Below are 22,322 nucleotides of genomic sequence, written 5' to 3' on the forward strand. Positions count from 1 at the left end.
ACCAGCGCTCCAGCGTGATCTGCGCTGAGAATCAGTAGGTTAGGAATTGTTCAGGGCGAACCAAGCAGGATCGACAGCACCCAGGGAAAGCCACTTCTGGCAAACTCGGCGAAATCGCCGCTCGATTCCTGGCGATAACTGTCGAAGATCATCATAACCGCCGCGATGAGCATCCAGACGACGCCAAGGAGCGGAAAGAAGCCGAGCGTGAAACGATCCGACTGGACCGATGACGCCCAATTGCTGTTGTAGATGTAGTAGAAGAGACCCAGGAGGGAAACTGTCAGAGCGATTCCGAAGAGCTGGTTCGATTTGAGCCAAGGTATCGAAAACCTGTTGTTTCCACTCGGCATATCCGCTCCAATTCTTCGGGTATGTGCAAGGAAGGCATGGAGATCGCCGGTCATGGCGGCAATCCCCATGCCTGTCGTTCCGGGGCGTTAGCGCAAGAGTTCCGTCGCAACGCGCATGTTTTCGGAAAGCCGGTTGTAGTTTTCCTGCGCCTGCGGAGCAGGAACGAAGACCACTTCGGCATTGATCGCCTTCAGCATGGCGCCGACGCCCGGTGTCTCGATCATCTCGCCGAGAAGTTCGGACCACCGGAGAACGATCTCATCCGGCGTGTCCGGATGGGCTCCGACCCAGCGCGGAAGGGAAACACCTTCAAGACCGATGTCCGTTGCAAGCGGCGGATTGCCGAATTGTTCCTTGAAGTCGTCTGACAAGGGCAGATCGCTGGCATTGATGATGACCTGTCCATGAACGGGATAGATCGCCGCGATATCGGCGGCCGGCGCGGCCAGTGCATCGATATGCCCGCCCAAGAAATCGGCCGTGGCGTCGGACGTGCTGGCATAAGGCACGAGTGTCGCCTCGATCCCGGCAGAGCCGAATGTCGTCGCGACACCGACAAGGTTGGAGTTGGTCGCGCCGATCGTGACCGCCCCCGGATTGGCCTTGAGATGTTCGACGAAGCTGTCCCAATCGTCCCAACCCATACCTTCTTGGGTGGCGATGATCGTTCGGAAGGCACCGACATAGGCAACGATCTTGATATCGTCGAGATCGATGGGCGGGTTTTCCTGTTGAAGCAGGGCAAGCATCGGGGTCGGGCTCGCCTGGATCAGCGTTCGACCGTCCGCGGGCAGATCCAGCAGGTTGGTCCACCCGACGACCGCCGACGCCCCGGGCATGTTGCGTACGTTCATCGGCTGTCCGGTAACATCCATGGAACCCGTGGTCATCGCCCTTGCCCACTGGTCGGTCCCGCCGCCCGCTCCGAAGGGGACGATCATCGTTACGGGCCCATCGAGAAAGTCGTCGGCTTGCGCGGCACCCGGATTCGCGAACCCGATGCTTCCGAAGGCGACAGCGGCGGCGGCGGCGAACTTCCATTTCGTGATGGCTGGCATTTCACTTCTCCCTGTTCATTGGCGAACGAGCGTCCAGCACTCGACCATAACTCGAAAGGTTGACATTACTTTTGCAGAGTGTCAACAGTTCACAAGTCTTGGTTTTCGCGTCGGCGTCTTTCTCGGCCATACGCTTCGCGTGACAGCCGCAATAGGCGATCGCGCGCAAGGATGACCGGGCGGGCTTTATCGGGGCGTCATCCACGCGCGCGTGGCTGAAAAATTGCGATGGCGCAGAAGTTTGCCGACGCCATTGCCATCAAGCGCGTCAATCCGGAAAAGACCCTTGTGGCAACCGACGCGTTGGAGCGATTGCCGGAGGAGTGGCGATGATTTCCGACTGGACCCGCGTTGCGCGACTGAGGCATGTCCTGCTGATCTATGCGGGCGCGCTTGTATGCGGGGCAATCGGGAACCTGATGGACCTGCCGCTGCCCTGGATGATCGGGGCGATGGCTTTCGCGACGGTCCTGCGTCTGTCGAACCGCGAGGTCCGGGTACCACCGGTCACGCGACCGATCGGGCAGATGGTGGTCGCGTCTTCGGTCGGCATCTCGTTCACGCCTGCCGCCGTGGCGGCGCTGTCCGTGCTGTTCGTGCCGATGGTCGGCGCCGCACTTCTCACCATTGCAGCGGGCTTTCTCGTCGCCGCCTGCCTCATGCGGATGGCCCATGTGGACGTGGTCACCGCCGCGCTGTCGTCGATCCCGATGGGACCGGTGGAAAGCGCGCATCTTGCCACCCGGCACGGGGTCACGCCCGGCCCCGTGGTCTTCGCGCAGACGCTCCGCATCATGATCCTGGTGGTCTTCATACCGCCCGCGCTCGTCGCGCTGTCCGACAGTACCGAGCCCGCCAACGACGTCCTGCGCGCGATCCCGTGGACGCCGACGGGGGCCTTGCTGCTTGCTGCCTTCGGCGTGGTGGGCGCACTGACCGCCCGCACCGTGCGCCTGGGCAATCCGTTTTTCGTGGGCTCGATCGGCGGCGCCGCGCTGGCCGCCGCGCTCAGCCTGCCGGTGACGGCCTACCCCTACCCGGTGCTGGTCGTGGCGCAGGTCTTTCTGGGCGTCTGGCTTGGCGCGGTCTTCGACCGGGAGCTTCTGCGCAAGGCCACCGGGTTCATCTCGGCCGCGGTGGTATCGTCGTTGCTGCTGATCGGCCTGTGCATCGCGATGGCAATCGGGCTCGCCTGGATCACGAACGAAGCGTGGCAGGTCATGGTGCTGGCCACGGCGCCCGGCAGCGTCACGGAAATGGCCCTTACCGCGAAGGTCCTGCAGGAAGGGATTGCCGTCGTGTCGGCGTTCCACCTTGTCAGGATTTTCATCATCCTGCCCTTCGCCCCGCTGATCATCAGCGTGACCGCACGCCTTGCGAAAACCGGGCGGCGCGACCAGGACGCGCATCGCTGACAAGGGTGACTAGGCGCCGTCCGCACAGGGCAGCCCGAGCGAACGGATCAGGGCCTTGAGGGAGCCCGGGTCGTGATCCGAGACCGCGCCAAGCTGCGCGTCCAGCCCTTCGGGCAGCCCCGCGCGGGCGACGCAGTCCCGCAGCTTCATGACACGCCAAGCCGCCGGCGCAGGTCGTCCCCAGATGCCGGGCGGGCCGTCGCACATCGCGCCGTGCATAGCCCCGTCGGCAAGACGCAACATGATATCAAGGCTCATCTCGTCGAAACGCCCCTTGCGGTCCGGATCGGGCGCGATCGCTATACGCGGCAACAGCGCCACCATGTCCGGCGCGAAGCGGCGTGCATCGGTAAACGTGTCGAGGGTCACGGCCCCGTCCAGGAGCGCGGCCGCCGCCACATACTGGAAACTGAACTTCCCGGCGAGGCCCGAGGGCGGCGACGGGCGGTCGACATAGGGCATCGGGGGGCAGGTAATCGTCACGCTTTCGATCGGCGCGTCGCTGCCGATGGCAGCATGAAGCTCCAGTGCCGCAGTGATGACGAAATGCGTTCCGTACTGGCTGGGGTAGAACTTGAAGGCCGGGCCCGGATCCATCACCGCGAGCGGCCTGTCTTCGGTCAGCGCACCGGGGTCGGCGCCGCTGCCGAAAAATGCGTTCAGATAGCCCCGCGGCCCGTCGAGCGCATCGCCGTCCGCCGTGAACCCGCGCGCGGCCAGCAGTGCAGCCTCGAGCCCGTCCGCGGCAGCACCGCCGCAATGAAGCGCCTTGGTCATGCTGCCGACATTGGCGAGCACGCCCCCTGCCCGTGACGCCGCGATCCCGACAGCATGCACGACCGTTTCCGGATCGAGCCGAAGCAGCACCGCGCTGGCCACGGCCGCCCCGATGGGCCCCACGACGCCGGGCGGATGGAACACGAGGTCGGCCGGCTCGAACTGTCGGGAGGCGCGCCGCAGCCGCGCCTGCGTCTCGATGCCGATGGCGAAGGCGGTCGCGAGCCCGGCGCCGTTCGTGCCGGGTGCCGAAGTCTCGCACAATGCGAGCAAGGCCGGCAGAACCGTCGAGACGGCGTGGTTGGCCGGGTTCCACATGGGCTCGTAATCCAGCACATGCATCGCGGCACCGTTGACACGGGCGGCCGGCACGGGCGGCAGCCGTCCCTCGCGGGCCAGAAGCGTCGCACCGGCGCGGGACAGACCGCCAGACTGGGCAGCGCTTTCGTCGGCCAGCAGCGTCGGCCCGCGCTCGGCCGCCCCGGCAAGACCGACGGCGATCCCGTCGCCGACAAGCGCATCCATCCGGCCAAGCACCGCCGGATCGCCCCGCACCCGCGCCTCGAGCCCGAGCATCGCCTCCACGAACCGGATCGTGAGGGCGCGCGCGCTCATTCGGTGCTGCCGCTCAAGCCGCGGGCGAGCTCGCGTGCCGAACGGGATCCGAGGTTGAGCACAGTCTGCCGCAGACTGGCACTGCGCTCATGACCGAGAACCGGATCGGCGTTGGCGTGAAACTTTGCCGACACCGCGTCACGGTCCATCATGCGCTCCCCCGCCCCGCTGTTGACGCGCACATGACGATCGACGACGCGGCCATCTTCCAGCCTGACCCGCACGCCACCGGAGAAATAGGTCGGAAAGGCGCTGTCTTGGTCAATCACGCAGGTTACCCGTGGCATCAGCGCCTTCACGGCGGGATCGGCCAGCGCGTCGCCGGTCAGATCGGCCAGCGTGAAGGCGCCCCGCAACAGGCAGGTGCCAACGACATAATGGGCGCTGAACTTCGCCTCGTACTCGGTGGCGGCGGCGCGCTTGGCCGCCTGCGGCTCGGCGACGATGGGCATCGTGTCGGCCGGAAGGCGGATCTCGACCTCCGCGATCGGGCTGCCGGCGATCTCTTCATGGGCCGACAACGCCGCATCGGCTGCACCGTGAATGAAATGGCAGACCGGATACGGTTTCAACGCGGTATCGGCCATCATCCAGCGCGCGCCCAGGGCATCGGTCAGAAATGCCGGGGCCAGGTCGTGCCCATCACCCTGAAGATGGGTCTCGAACAGCCCGAACCGGCCTTCATAGGCGCGCGACGGACCACGGAACGCATGCTGCGCGAAGGTGGCCGCCGTGATGCCGCCGACAGCCGCCCATCCAGGATGGAACCGTTTCGTCCACGCGCCTTCCTCGAGAAAGACCTGGACGCCGGAGGCCGTGCTGGCGGCGATGCCCTGCGCCGCCACCAGCGCATCGGGGCCGAGACCGAGAAGCCGCCCGGCAGAAAGCGCGCTGGCGAAATGGGCCACGATGCCCGTGGCATGAAAGCCGGTATGGTGAAACCCGCCCTGAACCGCCGCGCCGATCCGGATCGCCGCCTCCATGCCGATGCAATAGGCGACGAGAAGCGCCTCGCCGGACATCCCGCGCTCCTCGGCGATGGCCAGCGCCGCGGGAAGACAGGCGGCCGTCGGATGCACGATGGCCTGCTGGTGCGTGTCGTCGAAATCGAGACCGTGGATCAGGATGCCGTTGGCAAGCGCCGCATCCCGCGGCGCGGCGCGCAGTGTCTGGCCGATCATGGTGCAGCGGTCGTCGCCCGCCGACAGCGCGGCAACACCAGCCACGGCCGATGCCGCGAAATCATGCCGCGTCGAGGCCAGGCCCAGCCCCAACCCGTCGAGGATGTGCAGAAGCCCGCGCGCGCGGACGTCCGGGGGAATGTCCGACAGTTGCACGCTTGCCGCGAACTCGGCCAGTCCGCGCGCATGCGCCTGCGTCTCAGTTCGATCCTTCACAGCATCCCTCCTTCGACCTGTATCGCGTTCGGACCGGCTCGATCCGACTGCCTTCCAGATACGCCAAATGACGACTGTTGACAATCTGCATCCCGCAAGAGCATTCTCCCCCGCAACGGCCGGGGCCCGGAACCGGTTCGGTGTGACGGACCTTCGGACGAAACAGACGACGCAAATAAGGGGAGCCAGCGATGTCGCAATATGACGTGATCGTTGTGGGAGCAGGGAATGCGGCGCTTGCCGCGGCAGTGTCTGCCAGGGAAAACGGGGCCGAGCGGGTCGTGGTTCTGGAAAAGGCACCGCGCGACATGCGGGGCGGCAACACGCACTGGTCCGGTGGCGTGTTGCGCTTCGCCTTTGACGATCCCCGCGAAATCGCCCCACTGGTGCCAGGCGCCGAGGAGCAGATCGAGAATTTCTACGACGGCATCGCGCCCTATCCTTATGACGACTACCATGGCGACCTGATGCGGGTGACCGGCGGGCGGACGGACCCGGTCCTTTCCGACATCCTCGTTCGCAATTCCAAGGAGACCGTGTTCTGGATGAACGAGGTCGGCCGGGTACCGATGGAACCGGCACTCAGCCTGTCCGCGATCAAGAAGGACAACAAGGTCATCTGGGCACGCGGGCTCGTGGTGCGCGCCAAGCACGAAGGCGTGGGCCTGTCGCGCGCATGGTTCGCGACTGCCGAGGCGATGGGCGTCGAGATCCGCTATGGCGCGGCGGCGCGTGAACTGATCGTCGACGACAGCGGCAAGGTCAGCGGCGTCCGGATCCGCGACGACGACGGGATGCACACCCTGAACGCGAAATCCGTGGTTCTCGGCGCGGGCGGGTTCGAAGCGAACGTGCAGATGCGGACTCAGCACATCGGCACAAATATCGGCAACGCGAAGGTGCGCGGCACGCCGCACAACCAGGGCGACGGCCTGCGCATGGCGATGGATATCGGCGCCATGCCGACGGGCCAGTGGTCGGGGTGCCACGCCACCCCGATCAGTGCCGACTGGGGTGAATTCGCCCCGCGCGAATTGACGGACCGATCGAACCGGCTCAGCTATCCCTTCGCGGTCATGGTCAATCTCAAGGGCGAGCGTTTCGTCGACGAAGGTGAGGATCCCGCGCTGTTCACCTATGCCAAGTTCGGCCGCGCCATTCTCGCCCAGCCGGGCGCAAAGGCGTGGCAGATCTTCGACACCCAGACCCTGCACCTGCTGGAAGCGCGCTATTCCACCTCGGACCCGATCGTCGCGGACACCCTCGAGGACTTGCTGGAACTGCTCGATATCGAGGACAAGGCGCAGGCCCTGCGGACGCTGAAAGCCTATAACGCGGCCGCGCGCGACGCCGGCGAAGGTTTCGATCCGACGAAGAAGGACGGGCTTGAAACCCATGGCGATCTGAAGCCGCCCAAATCCAACTGGGCGCTGCGCCTCGATAAGCCGCCCTTTCACGCCTATTCAGCGACCGGCGGCATCACCTTCACTTTCGGTGGCCTGAAGATCACCGAGGACGCCCAGGTGGTCGCCACGGACTGGCGCCCCATTCCCGGCCTGTTCTGCTGCGGCGAAATGGTCGGCGGACTGTTCTACGACAACTACCCGGCGGGCACCGGACTCGTGTCTGGTGCGACATTCGGGCGGATCGCGGGACGCTCCGCCGCCAATGCCGCGCAGGGCTGACACCGAAAGGAGATCGCCGTGACCCAGACGCAAACCATTGCCGAACAGCTTGCCGAACGCATCGTCGCGTTCGACGAAAAATTGATCACGCCGAAAGCGCGCGAGCGCGCGCTGATCGGTATCGTCGATACCGTGGCCGTGATGCTGGCGGGGGCGCGCACCCCTTGCGTCGCCACGTTGCGGCAGGTGCCGGGCATTGCCGACGCCCCGGGCCCCTGTACCCTTGTCGCCCAGACCGACAAGGTGTCGATGCTGGATGCCGCGCTGGTGAACGGAACGGCTGCGCACGCGCTCGATTACGACGATTTCAGCAGCGTCTTCGGCGGGCATCAATCCGCACCGCTGGTGCCGGCGCTCTTCGCCCTCGCCGAGGCCGAGAGATCGGCCGGCAAGGATGTCGTGACCGCGTATGCGGCTGGCGTCGAAACGGAAATCCGCCTCGCGCGGGCGGTGCATTTCCACCACTATGACAAGGGATGGCACCCGACGGCGACGCTCGGCACGATAGGTGCGGCGGCAGCGACATCCAAGCTTCTCGGTCTTTCCGCCGAGAAGACGGCGATCGCGCTGGCGCTCGCGGTCTCGCAGGCCGCCGGCGTCAAGGCGAATTTCGGAACCATGACCAAGCCCTTCCATGTCGGCATGTGCGCCCGCGCAGGGCTGCTGTCCACATTGCTCGCGCGCGAGGGTTTCACGGCGAACCCGGGCGCCTTCGAACATCCGCAGGGGTTCTTCGAGGTGTTCAACGGTCCGGGCACCTACGATGCGGACCGTCTGTTCGCGAACTGGGCCGACCCGCTCGAGCTTGAGGACGAGGGGATCGCGGTCAAGTCCTACCCGTGTTGCGGCAGCACCCATGCGGCGATCAAGGCGGCGTTGTGCCTGCGCGAATCGACATCTCTGAAGCCCGCGGAGATTGCCAGTGTCGAGGTCCTGCCCCATGGTCGGAGGCTGAAGCATACCGACACCCCGCATCCACGGACCGAGCTTCAGGCCAAGTTCAGCGTGCAGTACGTGGTCGCCCGCGCGCTGCTGGACGGCGCGGTAAAGCTGGAGCATTTCGAAGAGGCCGCAATCTCGGAGCCGGCCGTGACCGACCTGCTCTCTCGCATGGCGGCGAAGGCTCATCCTGACATGGCCGACAGCGCCGATAGCCAGTGGGCGGCGGAAGTCGTCGTCCACACCACCGACGGCCGACGCCTCGCCCATCGCATCGACAATCTTATGGCCGATGGCGGCGCCATCCCGAAAAGCGTCTCCGGCATGTGGGAGAAGTTCATGGATTGTGCAGAGGCGGCGCAGTTGCCCGCCGACATGGGCGGCGCCGTATTCGAGCGGCTGGAAACGCTGGAAAGCGCCCGCGACATGAGCCAGGTCCTGCGCCTGATGAAAGGCGCCCCCGCGCGGCCCGCGGCGGACAGGACCAGCGCAGGGAGCTATGTCGTGGGCGACCCGGCTCCGGAAACCCAGTGGGTGCCATAGGGACGGGACGAACGGTCGTTCAGGCCGACTGTTCCCGTGCCGCGTCGGCAGCGATTTGCTCCAGCGCCATCAGCGCGTAGCCACGTCCGTTGGATATGTGGCTGCGCATCATCCGCTCCGCCGCCTCGGGGTCGCGGCTTCGCAACGCCGCGACGATCGCGCGATGCTCTGACAAGGCGGCCCCCGCCCTACCCTTCATCGTCGACGACTTGTACCTGTAGACGCGCAGCAGATCGTAGAGATCGCCGCAGATCATCGAGATCAGCATGTCGTTTCCGGACGCCTTCGCAATTCGGAAATGAAAGTCGAAATCGCCCGATTGCTGGTAATAGCCTGCCCCGGCCTGGGCATCGATGGTCGCCGCGTGATCTTCGATCATCGCTTCGATCTCGTCGAGTTCGGCGTCGGTCAGGCGCTCGCAGGCCAGCCGCGCGCCCATGCCCTCCAGCGCCTCCCGCACATGCAGGAGATTCGCAAGCCGCTCGACCGAAAGCTCGACCACGCGAACGCCGACATTGACCTTTCTTTCCAGAAGCCGCCGACCCTCGAGACGGCGGATCGCCTCGCGCAGGGGCCCCCGGCTAACCCCCATGGACGCGGCAAGGCCTTGTTCGCTGATCCGCTCACCAGGCGCGAGACGCCCCTCCATGATCGCGGACTCCAGTTCCTCCGTCACGGCATCCACCAGGGACCGAGCCGTCACTTTTCCGAATTGTGCTTTTTGCATGCTGTTTTTCCAGCCCAAGGTAAATGTAACGATCACTCGCAGATATTAGACTTTTGTAAGCGCTCCAAGACACATTGACAACTGTTGACATTCCACCATGTAGCGGCTTCAATCCGTATGGACAATCAGTAGGAAGAACATGCCACAGATGCGGATACCTGCAGTCTTCATGCGGGGCGGCACGTCCAACGCGCTCGTGTTCAAACGCGAGGATCTGCCCGGGGACGAATCGCGCTGGCCCGCACTTTTCCTTACGGCGATGGGTTCTCCCGATCCCAATGGCAGGCAGTTGAACGGTATGGGCGGCGGGATCTCCTCGTTGTCCAAGGTCTGCGTCATCGGCCCGCCCACGCGTGACGATGCCGACATCGACTATTCCTTTTTCCAGATCGGCGTCACCGACGAGACTGTCGACACCAGCGGGAACTGCGGCAACATGTCCTCGGCGATGGGGCCCTTCGCGCTCGACGAGGGTTTAGTGTCGGCCCCGCCGGACGGCGACGAAGCCGTGGTACGCATTCACAACACCAATACCGGGAAGCTCATCGTGGGACGCTTCCAGGCCGAGGATGGCAAGGCAAGGGTGTCGGGCGACTTCGCGCTCGATGGCGTCTCGGGAACCGGCGCCGCGATCAGGCTGGAATTCCTCGATCCGGGTGGTGCGGGAACCGGGCGTCTCCTGCCGACGGGCCAGGCGCTGGACACGCTCGACGTGCCGGGCGTTGGCCCCGTGGAGGTATCGATGGTGGATGCCGCGAACCCTTGCGTCTTCGTCGCTGCCGAGAACATCGGCCGGGACGGCACCGCGCTGCCCGACATGCTGGAAGCGGATGCCGAATGTCTTGCCATTCTCGAACGGATCCGCCGTGCCGCCTCGCTCGCCATGGGCATCGCAGAGACCGAGAACGGGGCCGGCCGCATTCCGTCGATCCCCAAGGTCGCGATGATCTTCGCGCCGACCGACTGTTCCACGCTGTCCGGCGCGCGCCAGTCCGCCGCGGACTACGATATCGGCATCCGCATGATCTCGATCGGACGCCCGCACCGGGCGGTCCCGCTGACGGGGGGCATCTGCCTGGCCGTCGCCACGCGCATTCCGGGCAGCCTTCCCAACCGGCTGGCCCGCCACGGTGCGGGCGAAATCATCGTCGGCCATCCCTCCGGCACGCTATCGCTCGATGCCGACGTGACCGTCGCGCCGGACGGCACGGTACACGCGCGGCACGGGGCGGTGTACCGCACGGCACGACGCATGTTCGAGGGCCATGTCCTTGTTCCGGCGTGACAGGAGAGTGACAGTGATAGGCGACCAGAGACCCGTACCCTTCGTTTTCATGCGCGGCGGCACCTCCCGCGGGCCATACATGCGCCGCGCGGACCTGCCGGCTGACCAGGAAACCCTGTCGCGGGTACTGATCTCGATGATCGGGGCGGGGCATTCTCTGAACATCGACGGGCTGGGCGGCGGCAATCCCGTCGCCACGAAAACGGCGATGCTGTCGGTGTCAGACGATGACTGGGCCGATATCGACTATTTCTTCGCACAGGTCGCCGTCGACAAGCCGCTGGTCGACTATGCTCCGACCTGCGGCAACATCCTTTCGGGCGTCGGCCCCGCCGCGGTGGAGCTTGGACTGATCGCGCCCCGCGACGGCGCGACGACCGTACGCATACGCATGGTGAACACCGGAGCTCGGGCCGAGGCGCGGTTCGAAGTGCGCGACGGCCGCCCCGTCTATGGCGGCGCTCAGAGCATCCATGGTGTGCCGGGAAGTGCTTCCCCCGTGGCGCTGCAGTTCATGGACACGGTCGGCTCTCGCACCGGGACCATGCTGCCGACGGGGCAGGTCCGCGATACCATCGACGGGATCGAAGTCACCTGTCTGGACGTTGCCATGCCCATGGTGATCGCCCGCGCCGAAGACCTTGGCATCACCGGCCATGAAGGCAGCGAGGCGCTGGACGCAGACGCGGCGCTTTTCGCACGCTTCGAACCGATCCGCCGCGAAGCAGGCAGACTCATGGGGCTTGGCGACGTGTCGGACAAGGTCGTTCCGAAGTTCGGCGTTCTCGCACCGCCCCAGGGCGATGGCGCCGCCGCCGCGCGCTATTTCATGCCGTGGAAGACCCACCCGACGATGGCCGTGACCGGGGCGCAATGCCTCGCCGCTTGCCTGATGCTTCCGGGGTCCGCCGGCAGCGGGATCGCGCGGCTACCGTCCGGGGCCGGTCAGGGCGATGCGCCCTTCACTCTCAGCCTCGAACACCCGACGGGCACGATCGACGTCACACTCGACTGCAAGGTGACCAATGCAGGGCTCGATCTGCGGTCCGCGGGCATCATGCGCACTGCCCGGCTTCTGGCACGGGGCGATGCGATGGTCCCGTCACATGCGTGGCCGGACTGACGCCAAGGCGCGTCAGGTGAGCCATCGCGACAGGAACGGCGTAAGGCTCATGACCAGCAGCAATCGCAGCACGTGGTGGAGGATGACATAGGTTATGTCCGCTCCGGTGAGGATGGCGAGCATGACCATCTCGGGCTGGCCGCCCGGCGCGAAGGCGAGAATGCCGTGCAGCAGATCGTTGATGCCTGACAGCGCGATGATCTCGCCGAAGGCCAGCGTCAACGCCGCAAGGATAAGCGCATAGCCCACGCTGGCCGAAATCACGTGCCGCAGCTCGTGCCGCGTGACACCGACATAATGCGCGCCGATGCTGATCCCGATCACGAACTGCGCGAGGATCAGCGCTTCCGTGGGCGGCCGGTTCTCGATCAGGCCGAGAATGCTGGCCAGCCCCGACAGGAGCATCGGGCCAAGAACGCTTGCCCCGAACATGCCGATGCGCATCGCGCCGTGATATCCCACGAAGGCACAGACCGCCATGATCACGAGATCCTTGGCGGGAATGTCAAGCAGACGCACGCCCGGCGCGACGCTCAGGTCAACGTCCAGATAGATGTTGATGATGAAGGGCGTGAGCGAGACCAGGGTCAGGATCCGCGTGGCATGGACCAGCGACAGCGCGCGGACATTCCCGCCCTTTTCGGCCCCGAACAGGATCATTTCCGCGAACCCGCCCGGCATCGTGGCGAAATAGGCAGTGGGGCGGTCGAAGCCGGCCACGCGCCGGAAGAACGGGAAGCCGAGAAACAGCGACGCCGCGATGAACAGTGGAACAAGACTGATGCTTGCCAGTGTCATCGGCAGCTGTTCCATCAGCGACGGCGACACGGAGGATCCGGCGGCCACGCCGAGGATCGTGCGCACGGAGTTCAGCCAATGCGTTGGAGGGCCGGACAGCCGCGCGCCCATCAGCGCCGTGATCAGGCAGGCGGCGAGTGGTCCCAGCAGGAACGGCAGCGGCATGCCCAGAAGCCAGAAGATCGCCGTGCCCAGAAGACCGATCGCGGCGGTCCATCCACGCCGGACCCAGATGCCCCGATCGATCCGGCTCATTTCACCCGCGGCTCGGAACCAGCATCCGCGCGGCCCACCTTGGCGAGTTTCGCACCTATATTCATCCGGAACGTGATCACGATCACCAGCGCCGCAAAGGCCGCCATCGTGATCGCAAGCGGCGAGTTGAACAATGCCGGAGTCCATTCACCGCGATTGATCAGAAGCGCGCGGCGCAGGTTCTCTTCCAGCATGGGCGCGATGAGAAAGGTGATGATCAGCGGCGCCTCGGGAACGCCGATCTTGCGCATCATGAAGCCAAGGAACCCGAGACCGAGCATCATGTAGATGTCGTAGACATCCCCGCGCGCCGAATATGCGCCGATGACGGCCATGACCATGATCGTGGGAACGAGCACCCTGGGCGACACCTGGCCCAGCCGGGCATACAGGAACCCGAAGGCACGCCCGATGCCGAGATTGACGAAATTCCCGATGAACAGGATCATGAAGAGCGCGTAGATCACCTCGGGATGGAGCGTGAACATGCGCGGCGACGGCGTGACGCCCTGCAACATCAGCGCCGCACCGATCAGCGCCGCCGTGGCGCTTCCCGGGATACCGAAGGCCAGCAGCGGCACGAGCGTGGGTCCGACCGTCGCGTTGTTCCCGGCCTCGGCCGCGGCGATGCCGTGGATCGACCCCTCTCCGATGCGCTTCTCGGGGAAGGACTGCTTGGCGATGCCGTAGGACAGAAAGGCTGCGACCGTGGCGCCAAGGCCCGGAAGCGTCCCGACGAAGGTGCCGACACCCAGGCCGATCCCCATCTCGCGCCAGCAGCTGAGGTATTCGCGGAAGGTCAGGCCTTCGGACGTCTTGCTGAACAGATCCGCCAGCTTGCCCGACGCCTCCTGCACCCTTCGGGAACTGCGCAACACGCCGAGCCCCTGTTCGAGCATCTGGCTCATGGCGAAGATGCCGATGACCAGCGGGACAAGATGAAGCCCGTCACGCAGCCAGACCTGGTCGAACGTATTACGCGGCACGTTGCTGACGGGGTCGGTGCCGATCGTTCCCAGGAACAGCCCGATGCCGGCGCTCAGCATCCCCTTGGCAAGGTGTCGGCCGCTCAGCGCGCCAAGCAACGCGATGGCGACGACCATCAGCCAAAGCCTCTCCGACGGCCCGAACTGAAGGGCCATCAGCGCGATGGTGGGCGCGATCAGGATGACGATGATGTCCGACAGGGTATCGGCGGTGACCGAGGAATAGAGCGCGATGAGGATCGCTTTCCGGCCCTTGCCCTGCTTGGTCAGCTTGTAGCCGTCATAGACGGTGGCGGCGCTGTCCGGCGACCCCGGTATCGCGAAACTTATGGCCGATATCGACCCGCCGAAAACCGCGCCCTTGTAGAGGCCGATCAGCAGCCCCAGCATCCCGGTGATGTCGAGAAGGAAACTGAGTGGAAGCACCAGCGCAATGCCGGTGGAGGCCGTCAGACCCGGGATCGCACCGAGGCCGACACCCAGAAACACCCCGGCCACGAGCCAGAACATGGTTTCAAGCGTGAAGACGAGAGCAAGTGCTTCGTTGAGCGCTTCGACGTTCATGTCTACCTCGGGACGCTAGAAGAATGCGGGGAGGATGCCGTTCGGCAGCCTGACCCCGATCACACTGAACAGGACGTAGATTCCGACTGGAATCGCCAAGGCGAGAAGGGCCGTCCGCTTCAGCGGACGCAGACCGAACCAGAACATGTAGACGAAAAGAAACACCGGCGTGGTCAACAGGAAGCCGATTTCACGCATCGCCGCGAAGTAGACGCCGATGCCGATCAGCATCGCGATCGCCTGTCCCGTTTCGGTCCAGCTGATGTCACCCAGATCTTCCGGGATCTCGCGCCGCAACGGGTCGACGATCAGGGCGAAGGAGCACAGCAGCATGCCCGCGACACCCAGCAACGGAAAGAAGCCCAGAAGGAACCCGTCCCGCGTTTCCCGGAAGACCCAGGACGTCGACAGCATGTAGGCGAGCAGCAGACCGAGGCCGATACAAAGGTAGACGCCGATCGCTTGATTGCTCCGATAGAATTTCGACATGATCCAGAGCCCTCCCCTTGCCTCGATGATCGTTGTGTCGGCTGCCCTGTTGGAGGCCGGGCGACATCACGCCCGGCCGGGGGAGCGTCACTCCAGGATTTTCACGGCACTCCGAAGCGCTGGGATCAGGGCCTTGTAGTCGGCGCGGGCTTCTTCCATGGCCATGTACTGGATCGGCTCGCCGGCCGCGGCCCATGCCTCCCGCACGGCCGGATCCATCGCGAGCTTGCGCACGAGTTCCGCAACGTCCGCCTGGATGTCCTCCGGCGTATCGGGGTGCACGCCGACCCAGCGCGGCGACGCCATGCCGGTATAACCGAGATCCCGCGACATCGGGATGTTTCCACCCAGGGCCTCGTCGATCTCGGGCGCAAGCGGCAGGCTGGATGTATTCAGCAGCGCAATCCCGTTCTCCGGCACGATCGTGGCCGCAGTCGACTCCGTAGTCGTGACGACATCGATATGCCCACCCAGGAAGTCGGTGACCGCCTCGCCCGTGCTGGGATAAGAGACGTAGATCACCTCCACACCCGCCTGCGAAAGGGTGTTGGCCGCGCCCAGCAGCGTCGAGTTCGTGCCGCCCACCGTGATCGGGTCTTCCGCGGCGGCAGCGACGAAGCTGTCCCAGTCGGGAAATTCGTCGCCGCGCACGACGATGATCGACGCGAAGGCTCCGATATAACCCACGATGGCAATATCCTCAGGCTGCACCGGCGAATTCTCTTCCGTCAGGATCGTCACCAGCGGCGTGGGCGATGCGTTGAAGATCGTGTAGCCATCCGCGGGCTGGTCGAGAACGTGGAGCCAGCCGGTCGTGCCGCCTGCGCCGGAATGGTTTTCGACCATGACGGGCTGACCGACGATGCTTTCGGCGTCGGCGGTCAGAAGACGGGACAGCCTGTCGGTGCCGCCGCCGGCGCCGAAGGGGATCACCCACGAGACCTGACGCGCGGGGTAGTCATCTTGCGACAGCACCGGGCCAGCGAGCGTGCTCAGACCGGCGGCGACCGCGGTCGCCTTCAGGATCTTGCTTCCGAGTTCCATGGTTTGCGTTCCTCCCAATTTTCGTGGTCTAGGCCACTGTTCAACAGGCTCACGCCTGCCCCTCCGCCTGCCATCCGCAGATCTCTGGTTATTTCCTCGTGGAAAAGGTCTGCTCGATCGCGTCCCAGGCAGGTTTGCCCACGATCCTCTGCCGTTCTTCGAAACCTGCCAGAATTGGCGCCGCACGATCCAGGCGCCCGTCCGACTTCAGCACCGACAGGGCGGCCCGCGCGCCATGCATCGCTGCCTGCAGCGCGGCATTCGCATAGAGCACGACGCTGAAACCCATCTCGGCCAGCGCTTCCTGCCCGGGATCGGGGGTCCGGCCGCCATGCACGATATTGGCGAACTGAGGCACGGCAAGCGCCGCAGCGATACGCGCAAGCTCGGACGCGTCCACGGGCGCCTCGACGAATGTCGCGTCGGCACCCGCCTCGATATAGAACTGCGCGCGCTCGATGGCGGCATCGAGTCCCTCGATTGCCCGTGCATCGGTGCGCGCGATGATCTGCAGGTCTTGATCGCGCCGCGTATCGACCGCGGCCTTGATCTTGTCGATCATCTCGATGGCGGGAATTACTTCCTTGCCCGCGAAATGGCCGCATTTCTTGGGAAAGACCTGATCCTCGATCTGCAACGCCGACGCGCCGGCGCGCTCCAGCAGACGTACCGACCGCACAACGTTCAACGGATTGCCGAAGCCCGTGTCCATGTCGACGATCAGCGGCAGCGATGTCACGTCCGCCATCTCGGCCGTCGTCTCCGCCAGTTCCTTGATCGTGCCAAGCCCGATATCCGGCACGCCGAGCTTCATGTTCACAACGCCGGCGCCCGTGACATAGACGGCTTCGAACCCGAGATCCTCGACAATACGAGCGAAAAGCGCGTTCGCGGCTCCGGGCACGATCATTGCGCGTCGGCTCTTCATGGCCTGCTTCAAGGCGGCTGCGGTGGTTGGCATGGATGCTCCGTCCCTCTCTCGTCATGAAGACAACAGGTCTGAAGACAACTGTCAACACTTTACAGTTTGATAGTCGTTCAGCTATGAAACATGGGACGGTGCCAAAGTTTCGGGAGTATGGATCTTGCCAACACGCGTTCTGGTTCCTTCGGGTGGCCGCGCTTTGCCGACCACCCGGTGTGTGCACGCCCTGCGCTTGGAAAGGGATACCCCGGCATCGTCGCGCAGGCCGGGCCAGGCTGGGACAATACCCCGATCGACGACATCCAGCCCCTGGGCCCGTGCCCGGAGGCGCATCGCTCGCGGGGCGAACAGCAAGCACCCGCTGCGCGTCGCCGGGGTGCTAGGATGGGCTGGCGATCACGCGGATCGGCGCGCCCTTCGCAAAGGCGCGCACGTCTTCGGCCGTCTCGCGGTAGAATTTTTCGTAGGTATCCAGCGCACCATAGCCGATATGGGGCGTTATGATCAGCCTGCCGCTATCCAGCAGCGCCGCGTCGCGCCACGGGCTGTCGGCGGGCAGCGGCTCCTCGTCGAACACGTCCAGCGCCGCACAGGCCAGCGTTCCCGCATGTAGCGCGGCGATCAGCGCCGCGCGGCCCACGATGGGTCCCCGCGAGGTATTGACCAGGCAGGCGTCCGGCTTCATGTGGCCAAGTTCCTCTGCCCCGATCAGTCCCCGCGTCCGGTCCGACAGCACCAGATGGATCGACGCGATATCCGCGCGCGACAGCAGGTCCGGAAGGGTTTCTGCCCGCTCCACCCCGACCTCCGCGCAGCGCGCATCGGTGAGGTTCTGGCTCCATGCAAGGAACTTCACGCCGAAGGGAGCCGCCAGTTCCACCATTGCGGCGCCCAGCCGCCCCAGCCCGATCAGCCCGAGGGTCAGGCCCTCCAGATCGCGGCCCGCCGGCGCCTGCCATCCGCCGCGCCGCACCGCGTCGAGGTTCGGCACCACATTGCGCGCAGCCATCAGGACGAGCGTCATCGCCAGGTGCGCGGTGGCCGCCTTGCGGTTGCCCGTGCCGCAGACGGTGATCCCGCGCGCGGCAGCGACATCCATATCGATGGAAAGGTTCCGCGGCCCCGTCGTCACGATCAGCCGCAGGCTCGGAAGCGCTTCGATCAGCTCGGCCGGAATCGGCGTGCGTTCCCGCATGACGCAGATCACCTCGAACGGGTGCAGGGTCCGGGCCAGTTCCCCCGGCGGAATAGGCGCTTTGAACACGGTGACGCCGGGTGCCAGATCGCCCCAATCCGCGAAACGCTCCGAATAGCCAAGGTAGTCGTCCAGGACTGCGATCTTCATCTGCTTCTCCCTCCATCCGCCAGATGCGGCCAGCGACGGCGCGCCATCAGCGCCGCGCCGCCAGGCGCACCGTTCCGCCGGGCGTCCACCACGGCAGGCGCCGCGCAGCAGAAACCGTGGACCATCTTCGAGCGGGTATCGCCACGACGAAAGCGAGAACCGCGCCGGGATGAGGCGTCATCGCGCGCTACCTTTGCGAAGCTGGTGCTGCCGCGCGCGGTGGGCCGCGTCCATATGCGCGCGCATCCGGGCCTCCGCCGCATCCTCGTCGCGCGCGCGCAAGGCCTCGATCAACTGTGCATGTTCGGCGACCGCGGCGCTGGCCCGGCTGCCCTCCTCCATCGTCGATGGACCAAGGATCAGCAGCGGCTTCTGCGCCGCTTCGACGGCATGCAGCAGAAAGCGGTTGCGCGCGGCACGGCGCAGGATGTCGTGGAACTGCCAATTGGCCTGACGAAGCCGTTCGACATCGTCCGTGGCCGCCGCCATCTCGGCGTTGAGCGCCTCCATCTCGTCGATCTCGGAGGGGTAGGCGGCGCGGGCCGCGAAACGCGCGGCCGTGCCCTCCAGAACGACGCGCATCTCGTAAAGCTCGGTGATCTCGGCGTAGTCGAGTTCCCGGATCACGGCCCCCACACGGGGCGTGTGCGACACGAGCCCATCCGACTGGAGAAGGCGGATCGCCTCCCGCACGGGTGTGCGCGATGTCCCGAGCCGCTTGGCAAGCTCGGTTTCGGTCAGACGGTCCCCGGGCACAAGGCGACCCTGCCGGATTTCTGCAAGCAGCCGGGTATAGGCGTCATGTCCCTGCGCGGCAGCCGTGTGGCCATCGTCCTGCGCCATCATTTGTCTCCCTGTATCTTTTTACATACAGCAGGATACATGCGCGCACAATCTGGGAAGATTGCCCTTTCCGGGCGCAAACCCGACCGCTCGAAACAGGAAAGCACATCGACGGTGAAGCCAGCAGTGGTGACGGTGCCTGCCTCCGGGGCGGTCTTCAAGGGTCACGACGCCGGCAGTCGTGTCGATGGAGCAACTTCCGAACCGTTCGTCGGCGCCCGAGGCCAGCGCGACGAACTGCGTGTCCCGCTCCGGCTGCGCCCGCAATCGCGGAAGCGAGCGGTGGTCTTGTCCGTGAACAGCTTCGTCGTTGCCTTCACATCTCCGGCCATCCAGCCGATTCCGGGCCAAGCCTAGCGTGACATACCCCAAGTCTTCTGCAGGGTGGATTCAGGGAATGCTGCGGCTCAGGGCTGCGTCCACGAGGTTTACGCGCGGGGGTGGTCTTGCCAACGCCCGGCAATCGGGACACCGAAATCGAACGCGCCACGACCATCACCCGTGCCGTGGCCGGCCCCGTCACAGCGGCAAGTCTATCGCACCCGGATCGCCTCGAACCGACGCCGCGGAGCGCAGGGCCGAGCGATGCCGACTATTTTCGTGTGGCGTGACATCCGCCGAAGGCGGTCGCGCCGGATGATCGCAAGGTCAGGCCAAGCCGGTTTCCGTGGGCCCTGCCATCGACCGGTTCGCGCCTCACGGTGGTCGGCTTGGCTCAGGCGAAACGCACCCGCCGGCACCCTGACCTGACGGGTTGCGCACGACGCCTTGACCTTGTCCCTGATACAAGGTGACACGGGTCCCACACCGATAAGGAGAATCCCGTGCTGCGCTTGCTTTCGCGTCCCGCCGTGACGCTGACGGAACGGTATCTGCCCGATCCGTTCATCTTCGTGTTGATCCTGACAGTCGTCGCCGCGGCAGCGGCCATGCTGTTCGAGGGAACCACCCCGCTGGAGATCGTCGAGATCTGGGGGAACGGATTCTGGGATCTGCTGACGTTCTCGATGCAGATGCTGCTGGTTCTGGTTACCGGCTTCATACTGGCATCCTCGCCGCCCGTGAAGCGGCTTCTGGCTGCGCTTGCGGGGCGCGCTTCTGGTCCAGGAGCCGCCATCGTGCTGGTGTCGCTCGTCTCGCTTGCCGCGTCATGGATCAACTGGGGCTTCGGGCTGGTGATCGGGGCGCTTTTCGCCCGTGAACTCGCCCGCGTGGTGCGGGTCGACTACCGCCTGCTGATTGCCGCGGCCTATTCCGGTTTCGTGGTCTGGCACGGCGGGCTGGCAGGATCTGTCCCGCTGACGATTGCCACGCCGGGCCATTTCACGGAGGATCAGATCGGTGTCATCGACACCGGAATGACCATTTTCGCAGGCTTCAACCTGTTGATCGTGGCCGCTCTTTTCATCGTCATACCACTGACCAACCGCATGATGCTGCCGAGCGAAGCGGACAGCGTCTTCGTCACGCGCGAACAGCTTGGCGAGGTGGGGACCAAGGATTTCGTGCCGACGCGGCCAGCCGAACACCTCGAAAACAGCCGTGTCCTGATGTGGCTCGTGGGACTTCCGGGGATCGCCTTCCTCGTGTCCTACTTCGCGGATGGCGGCGGGCTGAACCTGAACATCGTCAACTTCATGTTCCTGATGGTCGGGATCGTCCTGCACGGAACCGCGCGCAATCTGCTGGACGCCTTGCAGGAAGCGATCAAGGGTGGCTCGGGGATCGTGATACAGTTCCCGTTCTATGCCGGCATCATGGCGATCATGATCCATTCCGGTCTCGCCCAGAGCATGTCGGAGTGGTTCGCATCGATTTCCACAGCCGCCACCTTGCCCTTCTGGACGTTCATCAGCGCGGGCGTGGTCAATCTCTTCGTGCCCTCTGGCGGCGGACAATGGGCCGTCCAGGCCCCCGTGATGCTGCCCGCGGCAGAGGCGCTTGGAGCAGATGTCGCGCGCATCGCGATGGCCGTGGCCTGGGGCGATGCCTGGACGAACCTTCTGCAGCCCTTCTGGGCACTGCCGATGCTGGCCATCGCCGGGCTGAAGGCCAAGGACATCATGGGCTTCTGCCTGATCCACCTGTTCATTACCGGTGCGATCATCAGCGTATTGCTCGTGACGATCTAGGGCACATGGTGGCAGTCGGCGTCCTTCGTGACGCCGGCTGCCACCCTTCCCTGCCCTGCGCGTGCATGGCGGCATCCGCCAAGGACCTGTTCATTCCAGCGGGCCTGATTCTGCATCGTTGCCGTCCCGCGTGCTGCATGGCTTGGCCTTGACCCGCCGGGATTTGGCGACCGGTCGCAGGTTCCGAAACTCGCAAGGCTCCGGGCCCCGCCATGAGTGCCCGATGGGCGCCTGGATGGTCTTGCCAACCCGTCTGCATCGCGTCGCAACCCTGCCGATCAGGGCGCCCAGCCAGTCTTCGACGACAGAAAATTCGGCAACGCGGAACAGACAAGCTGCGCGCCGACCAAATCTGTAATTTGGCACGCATGTGTGGATGTCCCCGGTGATGCAAGGATTTCTTCGCTGTGCTGAAGCTGTGATCGGATGCGGTCTTGTGTCAGGCTTCGAGGTGAGGCCGACAATGCGCCGCGGGCCGGTATGGCGATGCGCGGGTCCGGCCCAGATAAAAATTGCGAGCTCGCAACTCTTTGCATGCCACTGGTTTTTCGAACTCCGAACTTTCCGATCATTTGCCCATCCGGATCGTCGCTCTCTTCGCATCTCCGACGTTTGCCGGTGATCTACTGTCAGCAGACGGCACCCGCCGGATCTCGATAGTCTTCGCCGCGCATCAGCATCGCCCGGATCATTCGTGCCATCTTGTTGGCAAGCGCGATGGCGACCAGAAGCCGCGGTTTTCGTGCCAGCATATGAGCGAGCCATCAGCCGGGCCGACCGCTCTCTTGCCCTTTCCATGTGACCACGGACATCGCCCCAAGAATGAGCAGTCGTCGGATGTCGCGCTGGCCCATGCGCGTTGCCCGCGGTCCGCCGGGTCCTGTCTTGCGCGGGAACCGTCAGGCGGGCTTCCACTCTCGCTGCGCAGATGCCCCGTGACGTTCTTCGAGACGTTTCACCCCTGTCCCTTTACGGATCGCATGTCCGGCGGAGGTCGACGCATGCGCCCGCTTTCGCAAAGGC

18 protein-coding genes and 1 pseudogene are annotated in these 22,322 nt (G+C 65.1%); 6 read left to right on the forward strand and 13 right to left on the reverse strand.

Annotated features, from left to right (window positions below):
- Positions 1-50: 50 nt before the first annotated feature.
- Both DDE13_RS09625 and DDE13_RS09630 read right to left on the reverse strand, forming a co-directional pair.
- Positions 51-407: a hypothetical protein gene (locus tag DDE13_RS09625; RefSeq protein WP_162630929.1), complete on the reverse strand. Its 357-nt coding sequence runs from the start codon at positions 405-407 to the stop codon at positions 51-53.
- A gap of 33 nt (positions 408-440) precedes the next feature.
- A complete protein-coding gene (locus DDE13_RS09630) occupies positions 441-1,412 on the reverse strand; it encodes a Bug family tripartite tricarboxylate transporter substrate binding protein (protein WP_111403838.1) in 972 nt (323 codons plus the stop codon).
- Between the two features lie 329 nt (positions 1,413-1,741).
- Here DDE13_RS09630 and DDE13_RS09635 point away from each other — a divergent pair, with 329 nt between their 5' ends.
- On the forward strand, positions 1,742-2,827 hold the full coding sequence (locus tag DDE13_RS09635; RefSeq protein ID WP_111403840.1) for an AbrB family transcriptional regulator: 1,086 nt from the start codon (positions 1,742-1,744) through the stop codon (positions 2,825-2,827).
- Positions 2,828-2,836: 9 nt separating this feature from the next.
- Here the strand turns inward: DDE13_RS09635 and DDE13_RS09640 are convergent, their stop codons facing one another.
- Both DDE13_RS09640 and DDE13_RS09645 read right to left on the reverse strand, forming a co-directional pair.
- Positions 2,837-4,219: an MmgE/PrpD family protein gene (locus DDE13_RS09640; RefSeq protein ID WP_111403842.1), complete on the reverse strand. Its 1,383-nt coding sequence runs from the start codon at positions 4,217-4,219 to the stop codon at positions 2,837-2,839.
- Positions 4,216-5,616, reverse strand: coding sequence for an MmgE/PrpD family protein (locus DDE13_RS09645; protein WP_162630930.1), 1,401 nt, complete (start codon positions 5,614-5,616; stop codon positions 4,216-4,218). The genes DDE13_RS09640 and DDE13_RS09645 overlap by 4 nt, the downstream gene beginning before the upstream one ends.
- A 191-nt stretch (positions 5,617-5,807) precedes the next feature.
- On the opposite strand from DDE13_RS09645, the gene tcuA reads away from it, so the two are divergent.
- Positions 5,808-7,301, forward strand: coding sequence for an FAD-dependent tricarballylate dehydrogenase TcuA (tcuA, locus tag DDE13_RS09650; RefSeq protein ID WP_111403844.1), 1,494 nt, complete (start codon positions 5,808-5,810; stop codon positions 7,299-7,301).
- Between the two features lie 18 nt (positions 7,302-7,319).
- Positions 7,320-8,783 (forward strand): MmgE/PrpD family protein, encoded by a 1,464-nt coding sequence (locus DDE13_RS09655; protein ID WP_162630931.1) that lies wholly within the window; start codon positions 7,320-7,322, stop codon positions 8,781-8,783.
- Between the two features lie 19 nt (positions 8,784-8,802).
- On the opposite strand, the gene DDE13_RS09660 is transcribed toward DDE13_RS09655, so the two are convergent.
- The gene (locus DDE13_RS09660) at positions 8,803-9,528 is read right to left on the reverse strand and encodes a GntR family transcriptional regulator (protein ID WP_222626068.1); all 726 of its coding nucleotides are present in this window, start codon (positions 9,526-9,528) and stop codon (positions 8,803-8,805) included.
- Positions 9,529-9,658: 130 nt separating this feature from the next.
- On the opposite strand from DDE13_RS09660, the gene DDE13_RS09665 reads away from it, so the two are divergent.
- Both DDE13_RS09665 and DDE13_RS09670 read left to right on the forward strand, forming a co-directional pair.
- Positions 9,659-10,795, forward strand: coding sequence for a 2-methylaconitate cis-trans isomerase PrpF family protein (locus tag DDE13_RS09665; RefSeq protein ID WP_235868654.1), 1,137 nt, complete (start codon positions 9,659-9,661; stop codon positions 10,793-10,795).
- Between the two features lie 13 nt (positions 10,796-10,808).
- Positions 10,809-11,918 (forward strand): PrpF domain-containing protein, encoded by a 1,110-nt coding sequence (locus DDE13_RS09670; protein ID WP_268951235.1) that lies wholly within the window; start codon positions 10,809-10,811, stop codon positions 11,916-11,918.
- Between the two features lie 12 nt (positions 11,919-11,930).
- Here DDE13_RS09670 and DDE13_RS09675 read toward each other — a convergent pair whose 3' ends face one another.
- The 7 genes from DDE13_RS09675 to DDE13_RS09705 all read right to left on the reverse strand — a co-directional run bounded on the left by DDE13_RS09675 (position 11,931) and on the right by DDE13_RS09705 (position 19,167).
- Positions 11,931-12,971: an AbrB family transcriptional regulator gene (locus DDE13_RS09675; protein WP_162630932.1), complete on the reverse strand. Its 1,041-nt coding sequence runs from the start codon at positions 12,969-12,971 to the stop codon at positions 11,931-11,933.
- Entirely contained in the window at positions 12,968-14,521 is a 1,554-nt protein-coding gene (locus DDE13_RS09680) for a tripartite tricarboxylate transporter permease (RefSeq protein ID WP_111403856.1), read from the reverse strand. Before DDE13_RS09680 ends, DDE13_RS09675 begins: the two co-directional genes overlap by 4 nt.
- A 15-nt stretch (positions 14,522-14,536) precedes the next feature.
- Positions 14,537-15,010, reverse strand: a complete 474-nt coding sequence (locus DDE13_RS09685; RefSeq protein WP_111403858.1) for a tripartite tricarboxylate transporter TctB family protein — start codon at positions 15,008-15,010, stop codon at positions 14,537-14,539.
- A gap of 87 nt (positions 15,011-15,097) precedes the next feature.
- Positions 15,098-16,054: a Bug family tripartite tricarboxylate transporter substrate binding protein gene (locus DDE13_RS09690; RefSeq protein ID WP_111403860.1), complete on the reverse strand. Its 957-nt coding sequence runs from the start codon at positions 16,052-16,054 to the stop codon at positions 15,098-15,100.
- Between the two features lie 88 nt (positions 16,055-16,142).
- Entirely contained in the window at positions 16,143-17,015 is an 873-nt protein-coding gene (locus DDE13_RS09695) for an isocitrate lyase/PEP mutase family protein (RefSeq protein WP_111403862.1), read from the reverse strand.
- Between the two features lie 343 nt (positions 17,016-17,358).
- Positions 17,359-18,324, reverse strand: coding sequence for a D-2-hydroxyacid dehydrogenase family protein (locus DDE13_RS09700; protein WP_111403863.1), 966 nt, complete (start codon positions 18,322-18,324; stop codon positions 17,359-17,361).
- Positions 18,325-18,501: 177 nt separating this feature from the next.
- On the reverse strand, positions 18,502-19,167 hold the full coding sequence (locus DDE13_RS09705; RefSeq protein ID WP_222626069.1) for a GntR family transcriptional regulator: 666 nt from the start codon (positions 19,165-19,167) through the stop codon (positions 18,502-18,504).
- 824 nt (positions 19,168-19,991) lie between these two features.
- On the opposite strand from DDE13_RS09705, the gene DDE13_RS09710 reads away from it, so the two are divergent.
- Positions 19,992-21,299: a short-chain fatty acid transporter gene (locus tag DDE13_RS09710; protein ID WP_111403867.1), complete on the forward strand. Its 1,308-nt coding sequence runs from the start codon at positions 19,992-19,994 to the stop codon at positions 21,297-21,299.
- Between the two features lie 629 nt (positions 21,300-21,928).
- Here the strand turns inward: DDE13_RS09710 and DDE13_RS23405 are convergent.
- Positions 21,929-22,192: pseudogene (locus DDE13_RS23405) on the reverse strand (IS110 family transposase); the annotation flags it as partial.
- Positions 22,193-22,322 lie beyond the last annotated feature (130 nt).

It is taken from the genome of Meridianimarinicoccus zhengii (assembly GCF_003254465.1).
Classification (GTDB): domain Bacteria; phylum Pseudomonadota; class Alphaproteobacteria; order Rhodobacterales; family Rhodobacteraceae; genus Meridianimarinicoccus; species Meridianimarinicoccus zhengii.

Bases quoted from the DNA above. Each gene is read 5' to 3' on its own strand.
- DDE13_RS09625 (WP_162630929.1), bottom strand. From the start codon at position 407: ATGACCGGCGATCTCCATGCCTTCCTTGCACATACCCGAAGAATTGGA.
- DDE13_RS09630 (WP_111403838.1), bottom strand. From the start codon at position 1,412: ATGCCAGCCATCACGAAATGGAAGTTCGCCGCCGCCGCCGCTGTCGCC.
- DDE13_RS09635 (WP_111403840.1), top strand. From the start codon at position 1,742: ATGATTTCCGACTGGACCCGCGTTGCGCGACTGAGGCATGTCCTGCTG.
- DDE13_RS09640 (WP_111403842.1), bottom strand. From the start codon at position 4,219: ATGAGCGCGCGCGCCCTCACGATCCGGTTCGTGGAGGCGATGCTCGGG.
- tcuA (WP_111403844.1), top strand. From the start codon at position 5,808: ATGTCGCAATATGACGTGATCGTTGTGGGAGCAGGGAATGCGGCGCTT.
- DDE13_RS09665 (WP_235868654.1), top strand. From the start codon at position 9,659: ATGCGGATACCTGCAGTCTTCATGCGGGGCGGCACGTCCAACGCGCTC.
- DDE13_RS09675 (WP_162630932.1), bottom strand. From the start codon at position 12,971: ATGAGCCGGATCGATCGGGGCATCTGGGTCCGGCGTGGATGGACCGCC.
- DDE13_RS09680 (WP_111403856.1), bottom strand. From the start codon at position 14,521: ATGAACGTCGAAGCGCTCAACGAAGCACTTGCTCTCGTCTTCACGCTT.
- DDE13_RS09685 (WP_111403858.1), bottom strand. From the start codon at position 15,010: ATGTCGAAATTCTATCGGAGCAATCAAGCGATCGGCGTCTACCTTTGT.
- DDE13_RS09690 (WP_111403860.1), bottom strand. From the start codon at position 16,054: ATGGAACTCGGAAGCAAGATCCTGAAGGCGACCGCGGTCGCCGCCGGT.
- DDE13_RS09695 (WP_111403862.1), bottom strand. From the start codon at position 17,015: ATGCCAACCACCGCAGCCGCCTTGAAGCAGGCCATGAAGAGCCGACGC.
- DDE13_RS09700 (WP_111403863.1), bottom strand. From the start codon at position 18,324: ATGAAGATCGCAGTCCTGGACGACTACCTTGGCTATTCGGAGCGTTTC.
- DDE13_RS09705 (WP_222626069.1), bottom strand. From the start codon at position 19,167: ATGGCGCAGGACGATGGCCACACGGCTGCCGCGCAGGGACATGACGCC.